Annotated in this window: 18 protein-coding genes; 12 read left to right on the plus strand and 6 right to left on the minus strand. The window is 46.4% G+C overall.

Features of this window, described 5'->3' with window-relative positions; all coding sequences use genetic code 11:
- Window positions 1-84: 84 nt before the first annotated feature.
- Entirely contained in the window at window positions 85-1,041 is a 957-nt protein-coding gene (locus L5M11_RS06035) for an AEC family transporter (RefSeq protein WP_263185390.1), read from the minus strand.
- Between the two features lie 271 nt (window positions 1,042-1,312).
- Complete coding sequence (gene metG, locus L5M11_RS06040) at window positions 1,313-3,382, minus strand: methionine--tRNA ligase (RefSeq protein ID WP_263162756.1); 2,070 nt, start codon at window positions 3,380-3,382, stop codon at window positions 1,313-1,315.
- A gap of 160 nt (window positions 3,383-3,542) precedes the next feature.
- On the opposite strand from metG, the gene apbC reads away from it, so the two are divergent.
- The 9 genes from apbC to L5M11_RS06085 all read left to right on the plus strand — a co-directional run bounded on the left by apbC (window position 3,543) and on the right by L5M11_RS06085 (window position 10,624).
- On the plus strand, window positions 3,543-4,658 hold the full coding sequence (apbC, locus tag L5M11_RS06045) for an iron-sulfur cluster carrier protein ApbC (RefSeq protein ID WP_263185389.1): 1,116 nt from the start codon (window positions 3,543-3,545) through the stop codon (window positions 4,656-4,658).
- A gap of 11 nt (window positions 4,659-4,669) precedes the next feature.
- A complete protein-coding gene (gene udk, locus L5M11_RS06050; protein WP_028759746.1) occupies window positions 4,670-5,308 on the plus strand; it encodes a uridine kinase in 639 nt (212 codons plus the stop codon).
- A 31-nt stretch (window positions 5,309-5,339) separates the two neighbouring features.
- Entirely contained in the window at window positions 5,340-5,921 is a 582-nt protein-coding gene (gene dcd, locus L5M11_RS06055; RefSeq protein ID WP_028759747.1) for a dCTP deaminase, read from the plus strand.
- Window positions 5,922-5,926: 5 nt separating this feature from the next.
- Entirely contained in the window at window positions 5,927-6,736 is an 810-nt protein-coding gene (gene pabC, locus L5M11_RS06060) for an aminodeoxychorismate lyase (protein ID WP_263191634.1), read from the plus strand.
- Window positions 6,733-7,770, plus strand: coding sequence for an endolytic transglycosylase MltG (mltG, locus tag L5M11_RS06065; protein ID WP_263191637.1), 1,038 nt, complete (start codon window positions 6,733-6,735; stop codon window positions 7,768-7,770). Before pabC ends, mltG begins: the two co-directional genes overlap by 4 nt.
- Window positions 7,771-7,792: 22 nt before the next feature.
- Window positions 7,793-8,419 carry a dTMP kinase gene (tmk, locus tag L5M11_RS06070; RefSeq protein WP_028759750.1) on the plus strand — a complete coding sequence of 209 codons (627 nt, stop codon included), beginning with the start codon at window positions 7,793-7,795 and terminating at the stop codon, window positions 8,417-8,419.
- On the plus strand, window positions 8,413-9,369 hold the full coding sequence (gene holB / locus L5M11_RS06075) for a DNA polymerase III subunit delta' (protein ID WP_113940548.1): 957 nt from the start codon (window positions 8,413-8,415) through the stop codon (window positions 9,367-9,369). Before tmk ends, holB begins: the two co-directional genes overlap by 7 nt.
- Before the next feature lie 6 nt (window positions 9,370-9,375).
- Window positions 9,376-9,702, plus strand: coding sequence for a PilZ domain-containing protein (locus L5M11_RS06080; protein ID WP_028759752.1), 327 nt, complete (start codon window positions 9,376-9,378; stop codon window positions 9,700-9,702).
- Between the two features lie 133 nt (window positions 9,703-9,835).
- Window positions 9,836-10,624 carry a TatD family hydrolase gene (locus tag L5M11_RS06085; RefSeq protein WP_263191639.1) on the plus strand — a complete coding sequence of 263 codons (789 nt, stop codon included), beginning with the start codon at window positions 9,836-9,838 and terminating at the stop codon, window positions 10,622-10,624.
- A gap of 241 nt (window positions 10,625-10,865) precedes the next feature.
- Here the strand turns inward: L5M11_RS06085 and rsmF are convergent, their stop codons facing one another.
- Window positions 10,866-12,311, minus strand: coding sequence for a 16S rRNA (cytosine(1407)-C(5))-methyltransferase RsmF (rsmF, locus tag L5M11_RS06090; protein ID WP_263191640.1), 1,446 nt, complete (start codon window positions 12,309-12,311; stop codon window positions 10,866-10,868).
- 224 nt (window positions 12,312-12,535) lie between these two features.
- Here rsmF and L5M11_RS06095 point away from each other — a divergent pair, with 224 nt between their 5' ends.
- Window positions 12,536-13,762 (plus strand): nucleoside recognition domain-containing protein, encoded by a 1,227-nt coding sequence (locus L5M11_RS06095; protein WP_263185383.1) that lies wholly within the window; start codon window positions 12,536-12,538, stop codon window positions 13,760-13,762.
- Window positions 13,763-13,902: 140 nt separating this feature from the next.
- On the opposite strand, the gene L5M11_RS06100 is transcribed toward L5M11_RS06095, so the two are convergent.
- From L5M11_RS06100 to L5M11_RS06110, 3 genes are read right to left on the minus strand one after another with little or no spacing between them, the layout of a single operon-like run.
- On the minus strand, window positions 13,903-16,542 hold the full coding sequence (locus tag L5M11_RS06100) for a PqiB family protein (RefSeq protein ID WP_263185382.1): 2,640 nt from the start codon (window positions 16,540-16,542) through the stop codon (window positions 13,903-13,905).
- Complete coding sequence (locus L5M11_RS06105) at window positions 16,529-17,146, minus strand: paraquat-inducible protein A (RefSeq protein WP_028759757.1); 618 nt, start codon at window positions 17,144-17,146, stop codon at window positions 16,529-16,531. The genes L5M11_RS06100 and L5M11_RS06105 overlap by 14 nt, the downstream gene beginning before the upstream one ends.
- A 1-nt stretch (window position 17,147) precedes the next feature.
- Complete coding sequence (locus tag L5M11_RS06110; RefSeq protein WP_263185381.1) at window positions 17,148-17,780, minus strand: paraquat-inducible protein A; 633 nt, start codon at window positions 17,778-17,780, stop codon at window positions 17,148-17,150.
- 207 nt (window positions 17,781-17,987) lie between these two features.
- Between L5M11_RS06110 and L5M11_RS06115 the strand changes: the two genes are divergently transcribed.
- Entirely contained in the window at window positions 17,988-18,287 is a 300-nt protein-coding gene (locus tag L5M11_RS06115) for a YebG family protein (protein ID WP_105252655.1), read from the plus strand.
- 17 nt (window positions 18,288-18,304) lie between these two features.
- Window positions 18,305-18,763 carry a GAF domain-containing protein gene (locus tag L5M11_RS06120; RefSeq protein ID WP_263191641.1) on the plus strand — a complete coding sequence of 153 codons (459 nt, stop codon included), beginning with the start codon at window positions 18,305-18,307 and terminating at the stop codon, window positions 18,761-18,763.
- Window positions 18,764-18,859 lie beyond the last annotated feature (96 nt).

The raw sequence follows: 18,859 nt of genomic DNA on the forward strand, positions 1-18,859 counted from the left end.
TTTTTATTGTGGTTTATTATTACTTATAGTCACTCAAATCCGTTTCTCTAGCGTTTGTGCCAATCAGCTCTTAGCCTTTAGCTGCTAGATCAGCCCCAAAGTGGACAGTATAAAGATGCCTAAGGTGCACGTGATCAGCGAGCAGACTGTGGTTAGCGCAATAATATTGGCCGCAAGGGGCGCATTGCCACCCATGGCGCGCGCCATCACATAGCTTGCGGCTGCGGTGGGCGCAGAACTCATTAAAAAGACCATTGCTAACTCAATCCCTCGATAACCCAACAGCAAGGCCCCAATCGAGATAAAAAGCGGGGCAAAGATCAGTTTCAATGCGGTCGAGAACCAAGTTGAATGCTTTTCATGTTTGAGTGAACCAATATCGAGCGAACCGCCAGTGCACAGTAGCGCTAGTGGGAGGGTCATATTGGCAAAGTATTGGCCCGCATCGAGCACCATTTTCGGTATTGGAATAGCAAGCAAATAGAACAACATGCCTGCCATAATGGCAATGATCAACGGGTTTTTGGTGATGGTCTTGATGATCACGCCAAATGCACGTTGGCTGGATTCTTCACCTTTAGGGCTTAGGCAAATAACCGCTTGAATGTTATACAGCAGCGTCATTGAGGCAACATAGACCGCGGCTAAGGCAACACCAGAACTCCCATAGGCGTTGGAAACGTAAGCTAAGCCGATAATGGCGGTATTGGCTCTAAATCCCCCTTGAATGATCACACCTTGGTCTTTGTGCTTGGGAAATAGCCGCCCAGTTGCATAGGTGGAGAGTATAAAAAACAGGAAATTGGCCACTAAACCATAGCCAATCAAGGGCGCACTGGAGGCGAGATCGTGATTGGAGCTAATAATGCTAAGGAACAGCAAGGCTGGCAGCGTCACGTTAAAGACTAATTTTGATGCAACATCAATAAAGTTTTCATTGATGATTTGGGTGCGTTTTAGGATCACACCGAGTGCTAACATCAAACAGATTGGACCCGTAATCGAGGCAGAAAACAGCAACTGCTCAACGATATTTCCCATAACGACTCCTCGAATTATTCATTTAGCACTGCGTCGATTTTAGACTTGTCACTGATATGAATGTCACATTGCCGTGAATATCTTGTCGATAGAAATACGAGTTTTAACTCGGTCTCTTAAACCACTCAGTTAAAATTAAATGGCTTAAACTCAGTCTTTTAAAAGACTGCGTGACACTTGCGACCACGAATCGGCTCAAACAATCGATACCAACAAATAAGGCCACATAAAATGCGGCCTTATTGATTTTTCGAGCGTTATCTAGCGCAGATTACTTAACCCGCATGCCAGGCTGTGCGCCTTCATGGGGTTCTAAAATCCACAGATCGCTGCTACCAGGGCCAGCGGCCAAAACCATGCCTTCTGACATGCCAAAACGCATCTTACGTGGTGCTAAGTTAGCCACCATCACAGTTAGTTTGCCTTCAAGGTCTTCTGGCGAATAGGCCGATTTGATCCCAGCAAACACTTGGCGTGTTTCGCCACCTATGTCGAGCTGCAACTTCAGTAACTTGTCTGCGTCAGCAACATGCTCGGCTTTCACGATACGAGCGATACGCAGGTCGATTTTCGCAAAATCATCAAAGTTGATGGTTTCACTGATAGGATCGTTAACCAGAGGCTCACTGCTGACATTAGATGATTCAACCGTTTTTTCAGGCGCAGCCGTCTTTGGTGCATCGGCCGTGACTTGCAGGTTATCCTTGGAGTCGGCAACCATAGCATTGACTTTATCCAGCTCAACACGTTGCATCATGGCTTTGAATGGCGCGATTTCATGACCCGCTAAATCTTGGTTCAATGCACTCCAAGTGAGCGGTAGTTGGAAAAAGGCTTCCACATCTTGGGCTAAACGTGGCAATACAGGTTTGAGATACGTCACTAGAATACGGAACAGATTCAAGGCATTTGAACACACTTGATGGGCCGCTTCCTGTTGATCATCGTGTTTTACCATTTGCCAAGGCGCAGCATCGGCTACAAAACCGTTAGCAATATCCGCCAGTGCCATGATTTCGCGCATTGCTTTGCCGTATTCGCGCGACTCGTAAAATTCGGCAATCACCTCTTGCTTGGCTAGAAACGCCTCAGTCAGTGTGGTGTCGTTAATTTTCGCTAGCTTGCCATCGAAACGTTTAGTGATAAAACCTGCGGTGCGCGAGGCTAAGTTCACTAGCTTACCGACTAAGTCTGAATTCACGCGCTGGGCGAAATCTTCGAGATTTAAATCTAAATCGTCGATACGGCTGCTGAGTTTGGCGGCGTAGTAGTAACGTAAATATTCAGGATCTAAATGATCTAAATAAGTTCGCGCCTTGATGAAAGTGCCTTTGGATTTTGACATCTTAGCGCCGTTGACCGTCACATAGCCGTGGGCATAGACGCTGTTTGGCTGGCGGTAACCTGAGCCGTGTAACATGGCAGGCCAAAACAGACTGTGGAAGTAGACTATGTCTTTACCGATGAAGTGATACACCTCGGCGGTTGAATCTTTGCCCCAGAATTCCTCAAAGCTCAGCTCAGGGCGTTTGTCACAGAGGTTTTTGAACGAACCCATATAACCGATAGGCGCATCTAGCCAAACGTAGAAATACTTGCCTGGCGCATCGGGAATTTCGAAACCAAAATACGGTGCATCACGGGTGATATCCCATTGCTGCAATCCTTGCTCGAACCATTCGTCGAGTTTATTGGCCATTTCGACTTGCAGGGCACCAGAGCGAGTCCACTCTTTTAGCATGCCTTCGAAGGCGGGCAGGTCGAAGAAAAAGTGCTCAGTGTCTTTCATCACTGGTGTCGCACCCGATACCGCTGATTTTGGATTGATGAGCTCAGTTGGGCTGTAAGTCGCGCCGCAGGCATCACAGTTATCGCCGTATTGATCCGGTGACTTACACTTAGGACAAGTGCCTTTTACGAAGCGGTCTGGCAGGAACATGGATTTCTCAGGATCGAACAGCTGAGAAATACTCTTGCTCTTGATATAGCCATTCGCACGTAGCTTGAGATAAATATCACTTGCCAGTACGCGGTTTTCATCGCTGTGGGTGCTGTGATAGTTATCGAAGGCGATATTGAAATCGGCAAAATCCTGCTGATGTTCTTTGTTCACTTGGGCAATCATGTCTTCTGGCGCTATGCCTAATTGCTGTGCTTTAAGCATGATTGGCGTGCCATGGGCGTCATCGGCACAAATATAGTGGCACTCATGTCCACGAAGCTTTTGATAACGCGACCAGATATCTGTCTGTATGTATTCCAGCATGTGACCTAAATGTATCGGTCCGTTTGCATAGGGAAGTGCGCTGGTCACGAGAATTTTACGTTGTGAAGTTGCCATCTTGTCTCAAATATCGTGGTGGGCCAAAAATATTGGTAGAGATACTAACCGATTACAGGATGATTTTCATCAAAACCTGAGCCAATTGAGCTAAATCTGCGCTAATGTTTTCTGCATTATCTGGTACACTTGGGCAAATTTATTGGTGGGGGTAATTCTTTTGTCTTCAACTCAAACTGATTATCGTCTGAATGACGATCTTCTCGGGCCAGTTCTGGCTATTCTCGATTCATTTGTTGACCCGTATCTCGCGAAAGGGTTAGTGAGCGCAGGATGCGTAAATAAGCTGGCATTGGAAGGTAAGCGTTTGCAGCTTGGCTTAGTCTATCCATACCCTTGTATGACTCAGTATCGCGACACTGTCATGGCGCTGACGAATAAGTTAGCGGTGCTCGATGCTATTGATGAAGTCGAGTGTGAAATCGATTTTCAACCTAAAGCCTACTCAGCGTTATCTTCTATTGCGCCGATTGCCAATGTGAAGCAAGTGATTGCCGTAGCCTCAGGTAAGGGCGGCGTGGGTAAGTCAACCACAGCGGTGAACTTAGCTTTGGCATTAGCGGCCGAAGGTGCGCAGGTGGGTATTCTCGATGCGGATATTTACGGCCCGTCAGTGCCTATGATGTTAGGTATCCCTAATTTCAGACCGCTTTCCCCCGATGGCAAACATATGACAGCCGCCAGTGCCCATGGTATTGCCGCGCAGTCGATTGGTTTTATGCTCAGTGGTGATGAAGCTGCCGTGTGGCGTGGCCCAATGGCCGCGGGCGCGTTGGCCCAGTTACTGAATGAAACCCAATGGCCAGAACTGGATTATTTAGTCGTTGATATGCCACCAGGCACAGGGGATATTCAGCTCACGTTATCGCAAAAAGTCCCTGTGAGCGGCGCTGTTATCGTAACTACACCGCAGGATATCGCGCTGGCCGATGCCAAGAAGGGCATCAATATGTTCCAGAAAGTGAACATTCCTGTGCTGGGTATTGTCGAGAACATGAGTTTCCATTTATGTCCTGAGTGTGGTCATAAAGAACATCCATTTGGAACTCTCGGCGGCAGTAAAATCGCTGAACGCTATCAAGTTCCACTGTTAGGCGCTTTACCGTTGCACATTAATATCCGTGAAGCCATGGATAATGGTGCGCCGACCGTCGTTGCCGATCCTGACAGTGAAGTCGCAGCTCTTTATCGGGAAATTGCCCGTAAAGTGGGCGCAGAATTGGCTTTAAAGCAAAGCCAGAAAACAGTTTCTATTAGTGTTTCAGATGACGAGTAAGGTTTAAGGGTATGAATTCTCAGCAGTGTGTCATTATTGCAATTGCTGGCGCGTCAGCATCGGGCAAAAGTTTAATTGCCAAAACGATTTTTGACGAATTACGCCGCGATTTAGGCACAGATCAAATTGGGGTAATTAATGAAGACGCGTACTATCGCGATCAGAGTCATTTATCCATGGATGAACGGGTATTAACGAATTACGATCATCCAAAAGCGCTGGACCATCAACTGTTGTGCACGCATTTACAGTTGCTCAAGTCTGGCGAAGCTGTTGATATCCCTTGTTATAGCTATACAGAACATACACGCACTGCAGAAACCTTAAAGATGACACCGAAAAAGGTGATCATTTTAGAAGGTATCTTATTGCTGACCGATCCTAAGTTACGTGCCCTGATGGACGCGAGTGTGTTTATGGACACACCGCTGGACATTTGTTTCCTACGTCGCTTAACTCGTGATGTGGCCGAGCGCGGCCGTACGATGGAATCTGTGATTTCACAGTACAAGAAAACCGTGCGTCCTATGTTCTTACAGTTTATCGAACCCTCGAAACAATACGCCGATATTATCGTTCCCCGTGGCGGCAAAAATCGTATTGCGACCGATATTTTAAAGACTCGTATCCAACATTTATTGGCAAAATAACGACATAAAAACTCAAGGAGTAATAGGCAAGATGCGCTTAACCGATATCGAAATTGAACAGGCCCTTGATAACGGCACTATCGTAATAGAACCTCGCCCAGGCATAGAAGCTATTTCAGGCGTCAGTGTTGATGTGCGCTTAGGTGGACAGTTTCGCGTCTTTAAAGATCATACCGCGCCTTTTATCGACTTGAGTGGTCCAAGTGCTGAGATGCAAGCGGCGCTCGATCGGGTGATGAGTGAGATTATCGAAATCCCCGATGGCGAAGCATTTTTCTTGCATCCTGGCGAATTGGCTTTGGCTGTGACTTACGAGAGCGTAACTTTACCTGCCGACATCGTCGGTTGGCTTGATGGCCGTTCGTCTCTAGCGCGTTTAGGCCTGATGGTACACGTAACGGCGCACCGTATCGATCCGGGTTGGCAAGGTAAAATTGTGCTCGAGTTTTATAACAGCGGCAAGTTGCCTTTAGCTTTGCGTCCACGCATGACTATAGGTGCGCTTAACTTTGAACGCTTAAATCATGCGGTTGCACGTCCTTATAACACCCGTAAAAGTGCCAAGTACAAAGATCAGCAAGAAGCGGTGGCTAGCCGTATCAGTCAGGACTAACACGCGTGTTCTGGGTGAATGGCGCATCGCAGGCAAGTGTCGACCCTTCCGATCGAGGGCTTGCCTACGGTGATGGTCTGTTTGCAACGATGCGAACGGACGCTGAGGGGATTATGTTTTTTGAAGCCCATCAAGCCCGTTTAACCGCAGGCGCCGCAAGGCTTGGATTTCAATGGCAAATGAGTAAAGCATTGCAACAGCAACTGAATACCTTAGCTATTGAATATCCTCATCATTGCATTAAGTTAATCGTTTCCCGTGGTGCTGGTGGCCGTGGCTATACACCGCCAGAAACGGTTAATCCTACTGAAATCGTCTCAGTTCACACTATCCCCGGCCATTATGCTCAGTGGCAGCAACAGGGTATTAGCCTTAAAACTTCGTCGGTACGATTGGGTTTGCAGCCTCTGTTGGCAGGGATAAAGCATTTAAATCGACTCGAACAAGTTTTGATTAAATCACACTCTTTACCGCAGGGATTTGATGACTGGTTAGTCAAAGATATCGAGGAGAATGTGATTGAATCTTCGATGGCGAATGTGTTTTTTATCAAAGATAATCGCATTATCACGCCTTCATTAGCCCTGTGTGGCGTGGCGGGTGTGATGCGCGAACAGATAATGTTGGCCTTGCTTGAACAGAACATGAATATCGAATGTTTGCCCGTTGGCGCCGAGCGTTTAATCGAATTTGACTCAGCGTTTATCACTAACAGCGTTTTAGGGATTGTGGATGTACTGGCGATAGACTCGCTCAAGTTCACCCGTGCTCCGATTACCGCGCAACTTAGACAGACACTTTCACTCACTCTATGAAAAAAATCATTATTATCGCCAGTTCAACCCTGTTGACCTTGCTAACCTTAGTCTGTTTGGGTGCCTTTTGGGGCTATCAAACGGTTGTCGAATACAGTCAAACGCCGCTGAGTCTCAGCGAGCCTAAAGAGTTGAAGGTTGAACGCGGCACCAGTGTAAATCAACTGGCGCAGCAACTTGCCGATGACGGCGTTATTCAAGATACGTGGAAACTCAAGTGGCTACTTAAGTTCCGTCCTGAGCTTGCCAAAATTCGCACGGGACTTTATGAAATATCACCTTCACAAACGATTACTGATTTACTCAATGATTTGATCGCTGGGAAAGTAAAAACCTTCAGTTTGACCTTAGTTGAAGGTAAAACTATTGTGGAATGGGAACAACAGCTTACCAGTGCTCCGCATTTACAAATGTCACCAGAAGCATTTGCAGCGGTATTGATGGCAGAAGGCGATGATTCTGGTTTGCCTGAAGGAAAATTCTTCCCCGACACTTATCATTATACCGCCGAGGCGGATGCTAAAGTCATGCTGACTCAAAGCTATAAAATGATGGAGCAGGAGCTTGCCAAAGCGTGGGCAGAACGGGCGCCAAATTTGCCGTTAAAATCGCCCTATGAAATGCTGATTTTGGCATCGATAGTTGAGAAGGAAACCGGCCAAGCCCATGAGCGTGAGCAAATCGCCGGTGTATTTGTTAATCGTCTTAACCTAGGTATGCGTCTGCAAACCGATCCGACCGTTATTTACGGCATGGGTGATCGCTATAAGGGTAATATCACCCGCAAAGATTTAGTCGAAGAGACGCCTTTTAATACTTATCGTATCTTTGGATTGCCGCCAACGCCGATAGCTGCACCGAGTAAAGCCTCATTGATGGCCGTGTCTAAGCCCGCCAGTGTGAGTTACCTTTATTTTGTATCGCGCAACGATGGCACCCATGTGTTTTCAACCACGCTTGAAGAACACAATCATGCTGTAGACGTCTATCAGCGTAAGACAAAACCAGCGACGCCAGAAAAATCACCAAAGTAAAAATGCAGAGAAAGAAAATCCAATGTCAGTTTTTGCAAAATTTATCGTTATTGAAGGTTTAGAAGGCGCGGGTAAGTCGAGTGCGATTAACCTTATTCGCGACTTTATTGAAAAGCATACGGGTAAAGCACCGATTTGCACCCGCGAACCGGGCGGTACACCATTGGCTGAACGTATCCGTGATTTAGTTAAGATTGCCGATGCGAACGATCCCCTGTGTGATGAGGCCGAGTGTTTACTCATTTATGCTGCCAGAGCTCAGTTAGTTGCTAATGTCATAAAGCCCGCGCTTGCGCAAGGGCAATGGGTATTGGGTGATAGACACAATCTATCGTCATTAGCTTATCAAGGTGGTGGTAGAGGGTTAATGCCGCTAGTGGAAGCGGTGAGCACTGCAACACTAAAGGGATTTAAACCCGATCTTACTTTGTACTTAGATTTAGATCCTAAGCTTGGGCTTACCCGTGCAGCTAAACGTGGTGAGCTTGATAGAATTGAGCAACAAGCGATTGATTTCTTTGAGCGAGCACGCGCTACATATCTCAAACTTGCCAGCGAAGATGACAGTATCGTGGTTATAGACGCGAGCCAAACTATGGCCGAAGTGCACAAAGATATCTTAGCCGTGCTTCAGGCGATGGTATGGTAGCCGAGTCCGGATTTACGGCTGAGCAATTACCTTGGCTCGAAGGGCCAAGGCAGGCATTTTTAGCTCAATTAGCGCGTCAAAAAATACCTCACGCACAACTCGTGGGCATTGATTCAGCCTATGGTGGTGAGTTGCTGAGTGTGTTTATGGCGCGCGCGGCTATGTGTGTGCAGCCAACGCCTGTGGGCGCGTGCGGTTTTTGTAAGTCTTGTCAGCTCTATGATGCGGGCAATCATCCTGATTTTTATCATATCGCCGCCGATGGCAATCAAATTAAAGTCGATCAAATTCGTGAGCTGTGTACGCGTCTGACAGCCACCGCACAGCAAAGTGGCAGGCGTGTAGCGATTATCCACCACAGCGAGCGTCTTAACTCCGCTGCCGCGAACGCACTCCTTAAAACCCTTGAGGAGCCAGGTAAAGACACCTTACTTATTTTGCAGTCGGATACGCCTGCACGTTTGATGGCGACGGTTAGCAGTCGTTGTCAACGCATTCCTTTTGTCGTTCCTAGTCGAGAGGTCATCAAAAACTGGCTTGCCCAGCGATGTGGTATTCAAGAGGATGTAACTTGGTGTTTGAGTGTGGTGGGTGGACCGTTAAAGTTGGCTGAGAGCTTGCTGTCTGAGAGTAGCCAACAGAGTCGGTATCAATCCTTGCTACAATTTCGCAAAGATTGGGCACAAAGTTTGTCGTCTGGTCATCTGTGTGCTAGTTTGTTAATAATAAGTGAACAACAAATAATTGATGTTCTTAAGGTTTTGTACCTACTTATACGACAGGTTTTACTGAAAAATAGCCATCAAGATGCGTTTGTTCATGCGCAGCTCGGGAATTTGGCGGCTAAGATCATGGGAATGTGTCATAGCTTAAGCACAATGCCAAGCGTCAATTATCTGGCCCTGTGTCAAAGTTATGTCTTAGAATATAGAGAGATAACAAATAAGTAATATGCCATGGTAGATCTCGTCGTTAATTTTGATACCTTACATCAGTTATATCGTGCCTATATGCCTTTTATTAAGCCGGCAGGATTATTTATTGCGACCAGTGAAAGTCATTATCTTGGCCAACCGCTGACGATTGCGTATCGTTTACCCGGCGCAACCCTCACTAATGAATTTCGTGGTGTTGTGGTGTGGATTAATCCCTTAGGAGCGTCGGGTGGCCGCCCTGTGGGGATTGGCATTAAAATTATTTCTGAGCCAGATAGCCATAAACACCATATCGAAAAGTTACTGTCCCGCGAACTCGCCTCTGGCGATCTAACCTGCACTATGTAGGTTAGCCTGCATTATTGATCTGGTTTAAACGTTTGCTCATTGCCTAAACTGGCTATTTACTTCTGTTGAATTTGACCTCGATCCCTTGGCTGGGTATCCTTGTCGTCCTTTGTTACTCTGCTTGGAAATCCTTGTGCTTATTGATTCACACTGCCATCTCGATCGCCTCAAAGCGGCGCCTGATCAACAAACCTTAGAACAGATTCTTGCTAATGCTAAAGCCCGTGGTGTGGACTATATGTTGTGCGTGAATGTACGCCAGCAAGGATTTGAATCGATGCGAGATAAAGTTGCAGCCTTCGAACAGGTATTTTTGTCATCGGGTGTGCATCCATTAGACGTTAAAGAAGGCCTCGATGTTGAGCAAATCCGCCGCTTTGCCACCGATCCTAAAGTGGTCGCGATTGGTGAAACGGGGTTAGATTATTTTTATGCAGACGACACTAAGCTGTTGCAACAGCAATGTTTTGAGCAGCAGATTACCCTTGCGGTCGAAGTGAATAAACCTTTAATTGTCCATACCCGTGATGCACGTGAAGATACGATCAATATGCTTAAGCAGGGCAACGCGGATAACGTTGGCGGCGTGCTGCATTGCTTTACCGAGAACTGGGAGATGGCGAAAGCGGCGATTGATCTCGGCTTTTATATTTCGGTTTCTGGCATCGTCACTTTTAAAAATGCGGGTGATCTACGAACCGTTATCCGCAAAGTGCCTCAGGATCGCCTGTTGGTTGAAACGGACTCGCCCTATTTGGCGCCGATCCCACACCGTGGACAAGAGAATCAGCCTGCCTATGTGCGTGATGTGGCTGAGTTTGTGGCAGAGCTTAGAGGTGAGCGTTATGAAGATCTTGCTGAATACACCAGCAATAACTTTTTTAATTTATTCAAAGATGCAGCGCGTTTAGTTGGCCGTTAGCAGTAAGTGCTTTGAATCACTTTATGCGATAGCGTGATTGTTAGCGTACAGGCATAAAAAAAGGCCCAAAACGATTAAAGCTGTTTGGGCCTAGGGGAATGGCTCATTGAAGAGCCGTGCGCTACAGGTGAAAGCGCCATGCAGTACGCTTTACAATAGACTCAGTGTAGTCGAGCTTTTGTCTTATAGTCGCGCTCACTTTCCCCTTTTTTAGGTTATTTATCGCTAAAAAACAGCGAAATTATAACGATTTTGTCTGTTCTGGTAGCAGTAACACTTTATCTTTCACTAAGTCTCTGGATAGGTTGTTTTTTAACTTATTGCCTAAATGTTTCGCCATGCCTAATGGTGCACCGCCATAACAGACGATCACTTCACCTTGAGCTTTCACTGCGGTGTTTAGGGCAATATCTCGCCCCATCAAATACTCTTTCGCTTCAACATCGCTCACATCGACCGTTTTTGCGGTTGGGCTGAGCTGTTTTCCTGCTAATGCAATAATCGCTTCATGGCGGACTTTAAAGCCGTGTTTACTGTTATCGGCGAGTTTAATGCCAATACGCTGAAAGCGCATACGGCCGATAAAAGCGTTGAATTCATGCGGGAATAGCCAGAATTCATCATCGCGAACCATGATGAGTTCGTCCGGTAAGCTGATGCCTAAATCCTGCTGAAAATAGTCTTTGATCCCTTGGGCTTGTTTCGCTGATGCGGGCGTGAAGGGGAAGTTTTTCTGCAGTTTAGGCTCAGGCTGTAAACGCGGCACTGAGGCGGTTTTTTTCAATTTAGCGACAAAGAAACCTTCACTGTCGTAAATCTGTGGCCAGACATGTAAGAAGCCTTCGGGCGTTGTAGCTCGATCTGCGCCATCAAATAAATCGCTTAAGGATTCAAATTGCACCGCATCGCCGTAGACTTGCTTTAAATACTCGCACACGCCTTGGTTTTCGAGGCGGTTTAAGGTGCAGGTTGAGTAGACTAAAGTACCGCCGGGTTTCAGGGCGAGAAACGCCGATTCGATTAAGGCTTTTTGGGTTTCGCTAATCGCCAGCACATCGTCTAGGCTCCAGTGTTTTAGTGCATCGGCGTCTTTACGCACTGTGCCTTCACCGCCACAGGGCGCATCGATAAGCACGGCATCAAAACTTTCGTATAGGTATTCGCCAAATACACGGCCATCGAAATGGGTGAGGGCGCAGTGGCTCGCGCCCATGCGTAGCACATTGGCGTGTAATACTTTTACGCGGCTTGCCGAATACTCATTTGCCACTAATAAGCCTTGGTTTTGCATTAATGCGGCCATTTGAGTGGTTTTTGAACCCGGCGCGGAGGCAAGATCGAGAACGCACTGCCAATGTGCATTCGGTGTAAAAAGTGCGGTCGGCGGCAACATAGAGCTGGCTTCTTGAATGTAGAATAGGCCCTGAATGTGCTCTAAGGCATTGCCGAGTTGTTCTTCTTCGTCGTAACTGATCCAAAATCCGTCTTCACACCAAGGAATAGGATCGAACGTCCAGCCCTTAGGTTGCATCAAGGTCTTAAAGTCGTCGCTGCTGATTTTTAAGGTATTGACCCGAATTGAACGTCTAAGCGGCCTGTCGCAGGCGGCAATAAACTCGTCCATGGATAAATGGGCGGGGAGTTCTTGGGTGATTGTATCGATAAAATTTTGATTTAATTGGACCATTGATTTCATTGAACCATAGGAAAATAGACTGTGTATCAACTGGCGCGAGTATATCATAATCCCTTATTGGGTCTGAGATTTTCTCCCGAGCAGCCAAGGCTGCTATTGTGATTTAATGTTTATGCTCTGACGATTTGAGCGATATTGGAATGAGTCGCCATAAAGCTAGCACTCAGTAGCCATGAGCTAATAGAATAAAAACAAATAAAAATAAGGGGATTAGCGTGCTGAATCGCGTGTGGTTGGCTTTTTTTATCACGGCATTGCTTGCAATAGCAGTGCAGTTATTCAATGGACATATAGAAGTATTATCGGCTTCAGTCGCCGCATTATTTGCGAGTGCTAAGCTTGCCGCTGAAATTTCTCTTGGGCTGATTGGCGTGCTTTCTCTGTGGATGGGATTGATGCAGGTAGGGGAAAAGGCTGGCGTTGTCGGCGCTATTGCCTTTGTGTTTGAGCCATTACTGCGCCGTTTGATGCCTGAAGTGCCCAAGGGGCATCCCGCCTTTGGCAGTATCACGATGAATTTAACAGCGAATATCTTTGGGTTAGATAATGCCGCCACACCACTTGGTTTAAAGGCGATGCATGATTTGCAGAGTTTAAATCCGCTAAAAACCGTGGCGACCAATGCGCAAATCTTATTTTTAGTACTCAATACTTCCTCTGTGACCTTAGTGCCTGTGACGGTATTCCTTTACCGTGCCCAGCAAGGTGCCGCTGCGCCTGCGGATATTTTTTTGCCGATTTTACTGGCCACTTCTGCATCGACATTGTCGGGTTTGCTGGTTGTGGCGTTAGTGCAGCGAATTTCATTATTAAACTCAGTGGTGCTCGGTTATGGCGCCTTGATGCTCTCAGGGTTAGTGGCGAGTGGTTTTTATCTGATGACTTTAAGTGCTGATGCCATTGGCACAGTGTCGACGGCAATGGGCAATGGTATCTTGCTGTTATTGGTATTTACCTTCGTGATTGTTGCGGGCATTCGCAAGGTGGCGGTTTATGATGAGTTTATTGAAGGCGCGAAGGCGGGTTTTGCCCAATCTATCCGGCTGATCCCTTATTTGCTCGCCATGTTATTAGCGATTGGTTTACTGCGCGCATCCGGCGCCTTGGATTATCTGTTGCAGTTGATTGCCACTGGTGTGCGGATATTAGGTTTCGATACGCGTTTTGTCGATGCTATGCCGACCGCGCTGATGAAACCTTTTAGTGGCTCAGGCGCTAGAGCTATGATGCTTGAGACAATGGATCACCACGGAGTAGATTCCTTTGCGGGTCGATTAGCGGCGATTTTTCAGGGTAGTACTGAAACCACTTTCTATGTTCTCGCTGTGTATTTTGGTTCTGTGGGTATTCGCCATGGACGCCACGCCTTGGCTTGCGGTTTAACTGCGGACTTTGCGGGGATCAGTGCCGCGATTGCCGTTTGTTATTGGTTTTATGGATAAGGGGGCTAGAGTGTTGAGCGACTTAGAATGTGTCAATAATATTGCGAGAAGCTAAAAATAAATCAGGCGCATTATGCGCCTGATTTATTTGTAAGAGCTTTAATATTAGTGCGTTGGTGTAAGTATTTTGATGAAAAGAATTACTGGGCGGGTGCCCATTGCTGCCATTCGTTTTCGGCTTTGTGTTGCAATCTTAATACTGTGCCAGTCGCTAAACGATTATCCCCTTGAGTCGTGTTCTTAGTCGCCACATTGATGCCGCCAGCGAGTAAGGTTTCCAGCGAGCCCGCTTCGATTTGGGCACCAGAGAAGAGGCCGACATCGACTTTAATCCCCGAGGCATCCCAGAACTGACTGCTTTGATTCACTAAGTGACTGTACTGCGGCTCAATATGGGCCTGCATCAATACACTATTCCCCTGTGTCGATAGGCTATAACCGTCGATTTGACCGACTTTAATCCCTCGGAAGAAGATAGGTGTGCCGACTTTCATTGAGCCTAGGCTAGTATCTTCTAGAATGAATTTCAGCGCATCTTCGGCAACATTGGCATAACTGCTGGCGGCGAGGTTGGCAACAAACTGGGTCGCTTTTTGACTGCCCTTACCCGGTAAGACTCCTATGTAAGGACCTGTGATCAGCGTTTCTGGCGCTTTGATCCCCGCCAGAGAAATTTGTGCATCCACTAAATGATATTCACAGTCACTGCGGCTGAAATGTTCGGCATACTCCCCGTAGAGATATGCGCTAGCTGTGAGTGTATTGAGATCCGCATTTAGCTTCACCTGCGACACTTCACCCACTTGATGACCTTGATAGCGAATCGCGGCCTTGGCCGTCAGTTTGCTGGAGGCGGGTAATGTGAGGCGAATCGCCTGCGCCTGAGTTAATGCCAACTGCTTGCTCTCATAGAGTTTTAAGTTAGCTGCATTGCTGGCTTTGTCATTGCTATCAAGCAGTCCCAGACTGATACTGCCCTTTAATGCCCCCTGTAGCGGGGCAACAGCGACATCAATACCGGCAAGACTGGCACTGATATCAACGGCGCTGTTACGCCAGAATACTTTTGGCTTTTTCAGCAAGGGTTGAAATTGTTTGTCTATGGCGAGCTTGATAGCGAAGTCTTCGGTTTTGCTTTGCCAGTTCACTGAGTCAACTGTGCCAATTTGCATTTTTTTATAGTAAATCGGTGAGCCTTGGCTGACATCGGCGCCATCTTGACTGATTAACGTTAAATGCACTTGCTGCTGACGATCATAAAAAACTGTCGCGGCATCCACAGAGCTAAAGAGGGTCAGAGCGCTGTTAGCAGCTAAAGGTGTGTCGCTATGACCTTGGATCAAGCTAACTGCACCTTGAGTGAGCGTTGTAAAATCCCTTGCTTTGACTGAGACCCCGTCTAACGATGCGTTTACCGTTAATGCCGACTCAGGCACAAAATAGCTGTCGCTGCGTATTAGACTGGCAAACTCAGGTTGTAGCTCGAGTTGGTATTCCACCGCCGATAAATCTTTGGTTAACTTAACTGTAAGCACGGAACCAATGGGGATTTGCTTGAAGCGAACTTGAGCGCCCGCTGAAATGCCCATGTTTTCGGCTGAGGTTAAGGTCAAGAAACGCTTCTTCGATTGCAGTAAATCAGGCGCTTTGGCTTGTAAGGCAAAGCTGCTTGGTATCGCGCTTTTGGTGTTGATGCCTGGCAGGAAGTTGATCACGCTACCTGTCAGTAAGCGTTCTGGATTCTTAATGCCTGAGAGGGAAATATCAGCACCTTCAAGCCAAAACACGCCGTCGTTAGTTAACAGTGAACCGTATTGAGATTCAAATTTAGCCACGGCTGTAACACCATTGGACGTGAGTTGTTTACTTAAAATACTGCCAATATTGATGCCGCGATAAACGATGCGGGTACCTTTGTCGACACCGTTAGCGTCAGCCATGGTCAAGCTTATTTCTATGCCGCCAAGGGCGGTGGTTTCTGAATCATAAAGCGAAAAAACGTCACCGTTTTTAGCTATGTCTGCTTTATCGTCAGAGCTGAAACTCACGCCGCCAGCCAGAATGGACGCCAAACTCTCTGAACTGACTTTAACCCCAGTTAGTGAAGCATCAATTTTGACGCCAGAAACATTCCAAAAGTGAGAATTTTTCTTCACTAACCGCGCGTATTGCTCTTGAATGAAAGCGCTGATAATGACTCTTTGATTGCCATCTAAACGATAGCTGACCACGCTACCCACGGGGATTTGGCGAAAAAATATTGGCGAGCCAACATCGAGCGAACCCAGTTTATCGGAGGTCAATTCGACCATCACACCTTCTGAGCCGATTTGCATCGGCGGCGGTTGGCGTTCTGCTTCAAAAAAGGTCGAGGCATTACCTTTCCCTGGTTGGATAGCAATATAGTTACCCGAAAACAGCGCATCTAAGCCTTCAACACCTGTAATACTTGCTTTAGGTGTGACAAGCCAGAAGAGGGTTTCTTTATTCAAGAAAGGTTTAGCGCGGTAGTCCATCATGACCTTGACGTTCACACCTTTGAGATCTTCATCTATGCCAATGTCTTTAACTTTACCGACAGTTAAACCTTGGTATTTGACTAAGGTTTTACCTACATCAATCCCAGTGGCGCTCGGAAAGTGAATTTGAATTTCAACCCCCGATTCTTTAATGCTCTTAATGCCCAGCCAAGCACCTAATGCCAACGCGACAATAGGAAGCAGCCAAATGGGCGAAAAGAGTTTTTTCTTTACAACTTTCGGCGATTCAATTTGTGTCATCTTGAGGTTCCAATCGATCCCAGAGTAAACGAGTGTCTAAAACTTTTGCGGCTAACTGAGTTAACAGAATAACCAAGGCAAATGCGGTAGCCGCAGGCGCGGGTTTCGCGTCGAGTAATTGTCCCATGTTCACTAATGCCACTGTGATTGAGATGACAAATAAATCGAGCATTGACCAGCGGCCAATCCATTCGATGATGTGAAAACCCACCATCAATTTCTTTTTTGAAATCGGAATGTCAAAGCTGATCGCACACAGATAAATGGATAAGCCGATGATTTTAATCCATGGTACTAAAATACTGGCGGTAAACACTATGATGGCAATAGGCAACATATCTGAATGCACTAAATGCAAAATGCCTGAAAAAATGGTGTCGTGCCGCACTTGCCCTTGATTGGTCAGCATAGTGATAGGGTAAATGTTGGCTGGCACCAGTAAGATGGCAGCGGTAATCAACAAAGCCCAACTTTTTTGCAGGCTGGAATAGTCTCTGACTTGCAACTCAGTTTCACAGCGCTGACAGTGCGTGAGTTCACTGCTGTTGAGTTGGCGACACACTTTACAGAGACATAGGCCGATATCTTTACCTTGTTGTTTCATATCAGCTATGACCTTCCAATAACGTCCACATATGTTCTAAGTCGTATTCTCTTTGTAGAAACAAGGTCACGAGAAACAGCATAGTGAAGCAAAATGTGCCCATACCAAAATAAATGTCCGAAAAATCAGATAGCTGAAATGATGAAACTAAGAAGCTGATCACATAAATTTCCAGCATAGTGAGCTGCGATAAGACGCCATGAAATTTTAACAACTGCTTCAATGAGTTACGCCAAAAAAAGCTACTCAATCCCCATTTCACAATTAAAATCTGTGTCAATATCGATAACAGTAATAAGCCTGGACCTATCACAGCTGCGGCAAGTACGGCGACACCTACAACCCAATAGCCTTGGTCAAATACTGCAAATGCCCCTTGGAAAACCGTGGTAGTACGAATACTGCCGAAAAAGTGGATCTCGAGTACGGGTAAAAAATTAGCAGGGAAATAAAACACTAATGCCGAAATACATAGGGCTAACATACCATTCACAGAGCAGTATGGCGTGTCATAAAGTGCAGTGCTGCAACGAGGACAGATTGCTCTAACGCCGCTAGGCAAGGCACGTTTGCGGACTGCTAAATCGCAGGAGCGGCATAGGGTTACTGAATTTTCTGCTGCGTTTTCATGCATATAAAAATATATATTAGCCTAATAGGAGTAATAACAGCGAGAACGGTGCAAAGTGTCGTGCTAGTTAGCTGTTCAGCCACGTCTAGCGCTTTTATAATCTTGGCAACGAAAGTACGCTAATAATATCAGATTAATCAGAACACTTGCATCACAAGTTCAATCTATGTCACTCTAGTTACTGTATATAAAAACAGTGCGAGGGCAGTCATGGCAGTAATAACACAGTTTGTCGTGGTCAGAGAAGGGGTTGAAAAGATGACATTCACATCTAAGAAGGAGGCTGATGCCTACGATAAGATGCTCGATATCGCCGATAACCTTATCCCCTTCATTCAAAAAGCTGATTTGGGTATAGATGAAAGTGTGGGCGAAAAGCTCGCATTCTATTTTGCTAACAATAAAGATGAGCTGACGAACTTGCTTAAAGGCGCCGTTCAGGTTAATAGTACGCCAACGAATCCGCCTGCAGCGAAAAAAGCGGCTAAAAAGACCGAAGCAGCAGAATAAAATTGTTAGGAAATGTAATGAAATCGAAATTTTATGAGTCACTTAACCGTAAAGCCTTGGCCTTGTTGGAAGGGGAAGATGACCTTGTTGCGGCGATGGCGAATTTTTCAGCCTTGCTCAATGATAATTTAACTGAGCTGAACTGGGTGGGATTCTACGTCATGCGTGGCGAACAACTGGTACTTGGCCCGTTTCAAGGTAAAGTGGCTTGTACACGCATTCCGTTAGGAAAAGGTGTGTGTGGTACAGCAGCATTCACTAATCAAACTCAGCGAGTGGCTGATGTCCATCAATTTGATGGTCATATTGCCTGTGATTCTGCCAGTAATTCTGAAATCGTTGTGCCAGTTCGTGCGCAAGGTAACGTGGTTGCGGTGCTCGATATTGACAGTCCTATCTTCGATCGTTTCGATGAAGAAGACCAAAAGGGGCTGGAATTACTGGTTAAAAGTTTTGAAAACTGCCTATTTGATTAATTTGCGTACAATAACGCATAATTCATAGTCGCAATCGGTGGCGTGCGCCTTATAATATGCGCCTGCACGCATTAAGCTGGTTTGATTGGCATGCAA

Source organism: Shewanella sp. SM87, from assembly GCF_025653705.1.
Classification (GTDB): Bacteria; Pseudomonadota; Gammaproteobacteria; order Enterobacterales; family Shewanellaceae; genus Shewanella; species Shewanella oncorhynchi.

What these genes read in the sequence shown, in the direction of transcription:
- L5M11_RS06035 (WP_263185390.1), bottom strand. Translation starts at nt 1,041, where the DNA reads ATGGGAAATATCGTTGAGCAGTTGCTGTTTTCTGCCTCGATTACGGGT.
- L5M11_RS06080 (WP_028759752.1), top strand. Translation starts at nt 9,376, where the DNA reads ATGGTAGATCTCGTCGTTAATTTTGATACCTTACATCAGTTATATCGT.
- L5M11_RS06110 (WP_263185381.1), bottom strand. Translation starts at nt 17,780, where the DNA reads ATGCATGAAAACGCAGCAGAAAATTCAGTAACCCTATGCCGCTCCTGC.
- udk (WP_028759746.1), top strand. Translation starts at nt 4,670, where the DNA reads ATGAATTCTCAGCAGTGTGTCATTATTGCAATTGCTGGCGCGTCAGCA.
- tmk (WP_028759750.1), top strand. Translation starts at nt 7,793, where the DNA reads ATGTCAGTTTTTGCAAAATTTATCGTTATTGAAGGTTTAGAAGGCGCG.
- rsmF (WP_263191640.1), bottom strand. Translation starts at nt 12,311, where the DNA reads ATGGTCCAATTAAATCAAAATTTTATCGATACAATCACCCAAGAACTC.
- metG (WP_263162756.1), bottom strand. Translation starts at nt 3,382, where the DNA reads ATGGCAACTTCACAACGTAAAATTCTCGTGACCAGCGCACTTCCCTAT.
- L5M11_RS06115 (WP_105252655.1), top strand. Translation starts at nt 17,988, where the DNA reads ATGGCAGTAATAACACAGTTTGTCGTGGTCAGAGAAGGGGTTGAAAAG.
- dcd (WP_028759747.1), top strand. Translation starts at nt 5,340, where the DNA reads ATGCGCTTAACCGATATCGAAATTGAACAGGCCCTTGATAACGGCACT.
- L5M11_RS06105 (WP_028759757.1), bottom strand. Translation starts at nt 17,146, where the DNA reads ATGAAACAACAAGGTAAAGATATCGGCCTATGTCTCTGTAAAGTGTGT.
- L5M11_RS06120 (WP_263191641.1), top strand. Translation starts at nt 18,305, where the DNA reads ATGAAATCGAAATTTTATGAGTCACTTAACCGTAAAGCCTTGGCCTTG.
- mltG (WP_263191637.1), top strand. Translation starts at nt 6,733, where the DNA reads ATGAAAAAAATCATTATTATCGCCAGTTCAACCCTGTTGACCTTGCTA.
- L5M11_RS06100 (WP_263185382.1), bottom strand. Translation starts at nt 16,542, where the DNA reads ATGACACAAATTGAATCGCCGAAAGTTGTAAAGAAAAAACTCTTTTCG.
- holB (WP_113940548.1), top strand. Translation starts at nt 8,413, where the DNA reads ATGGTAGCCGAGTCCGGATTTACGGCTGAGCAATTACCTTGGCTCGAA.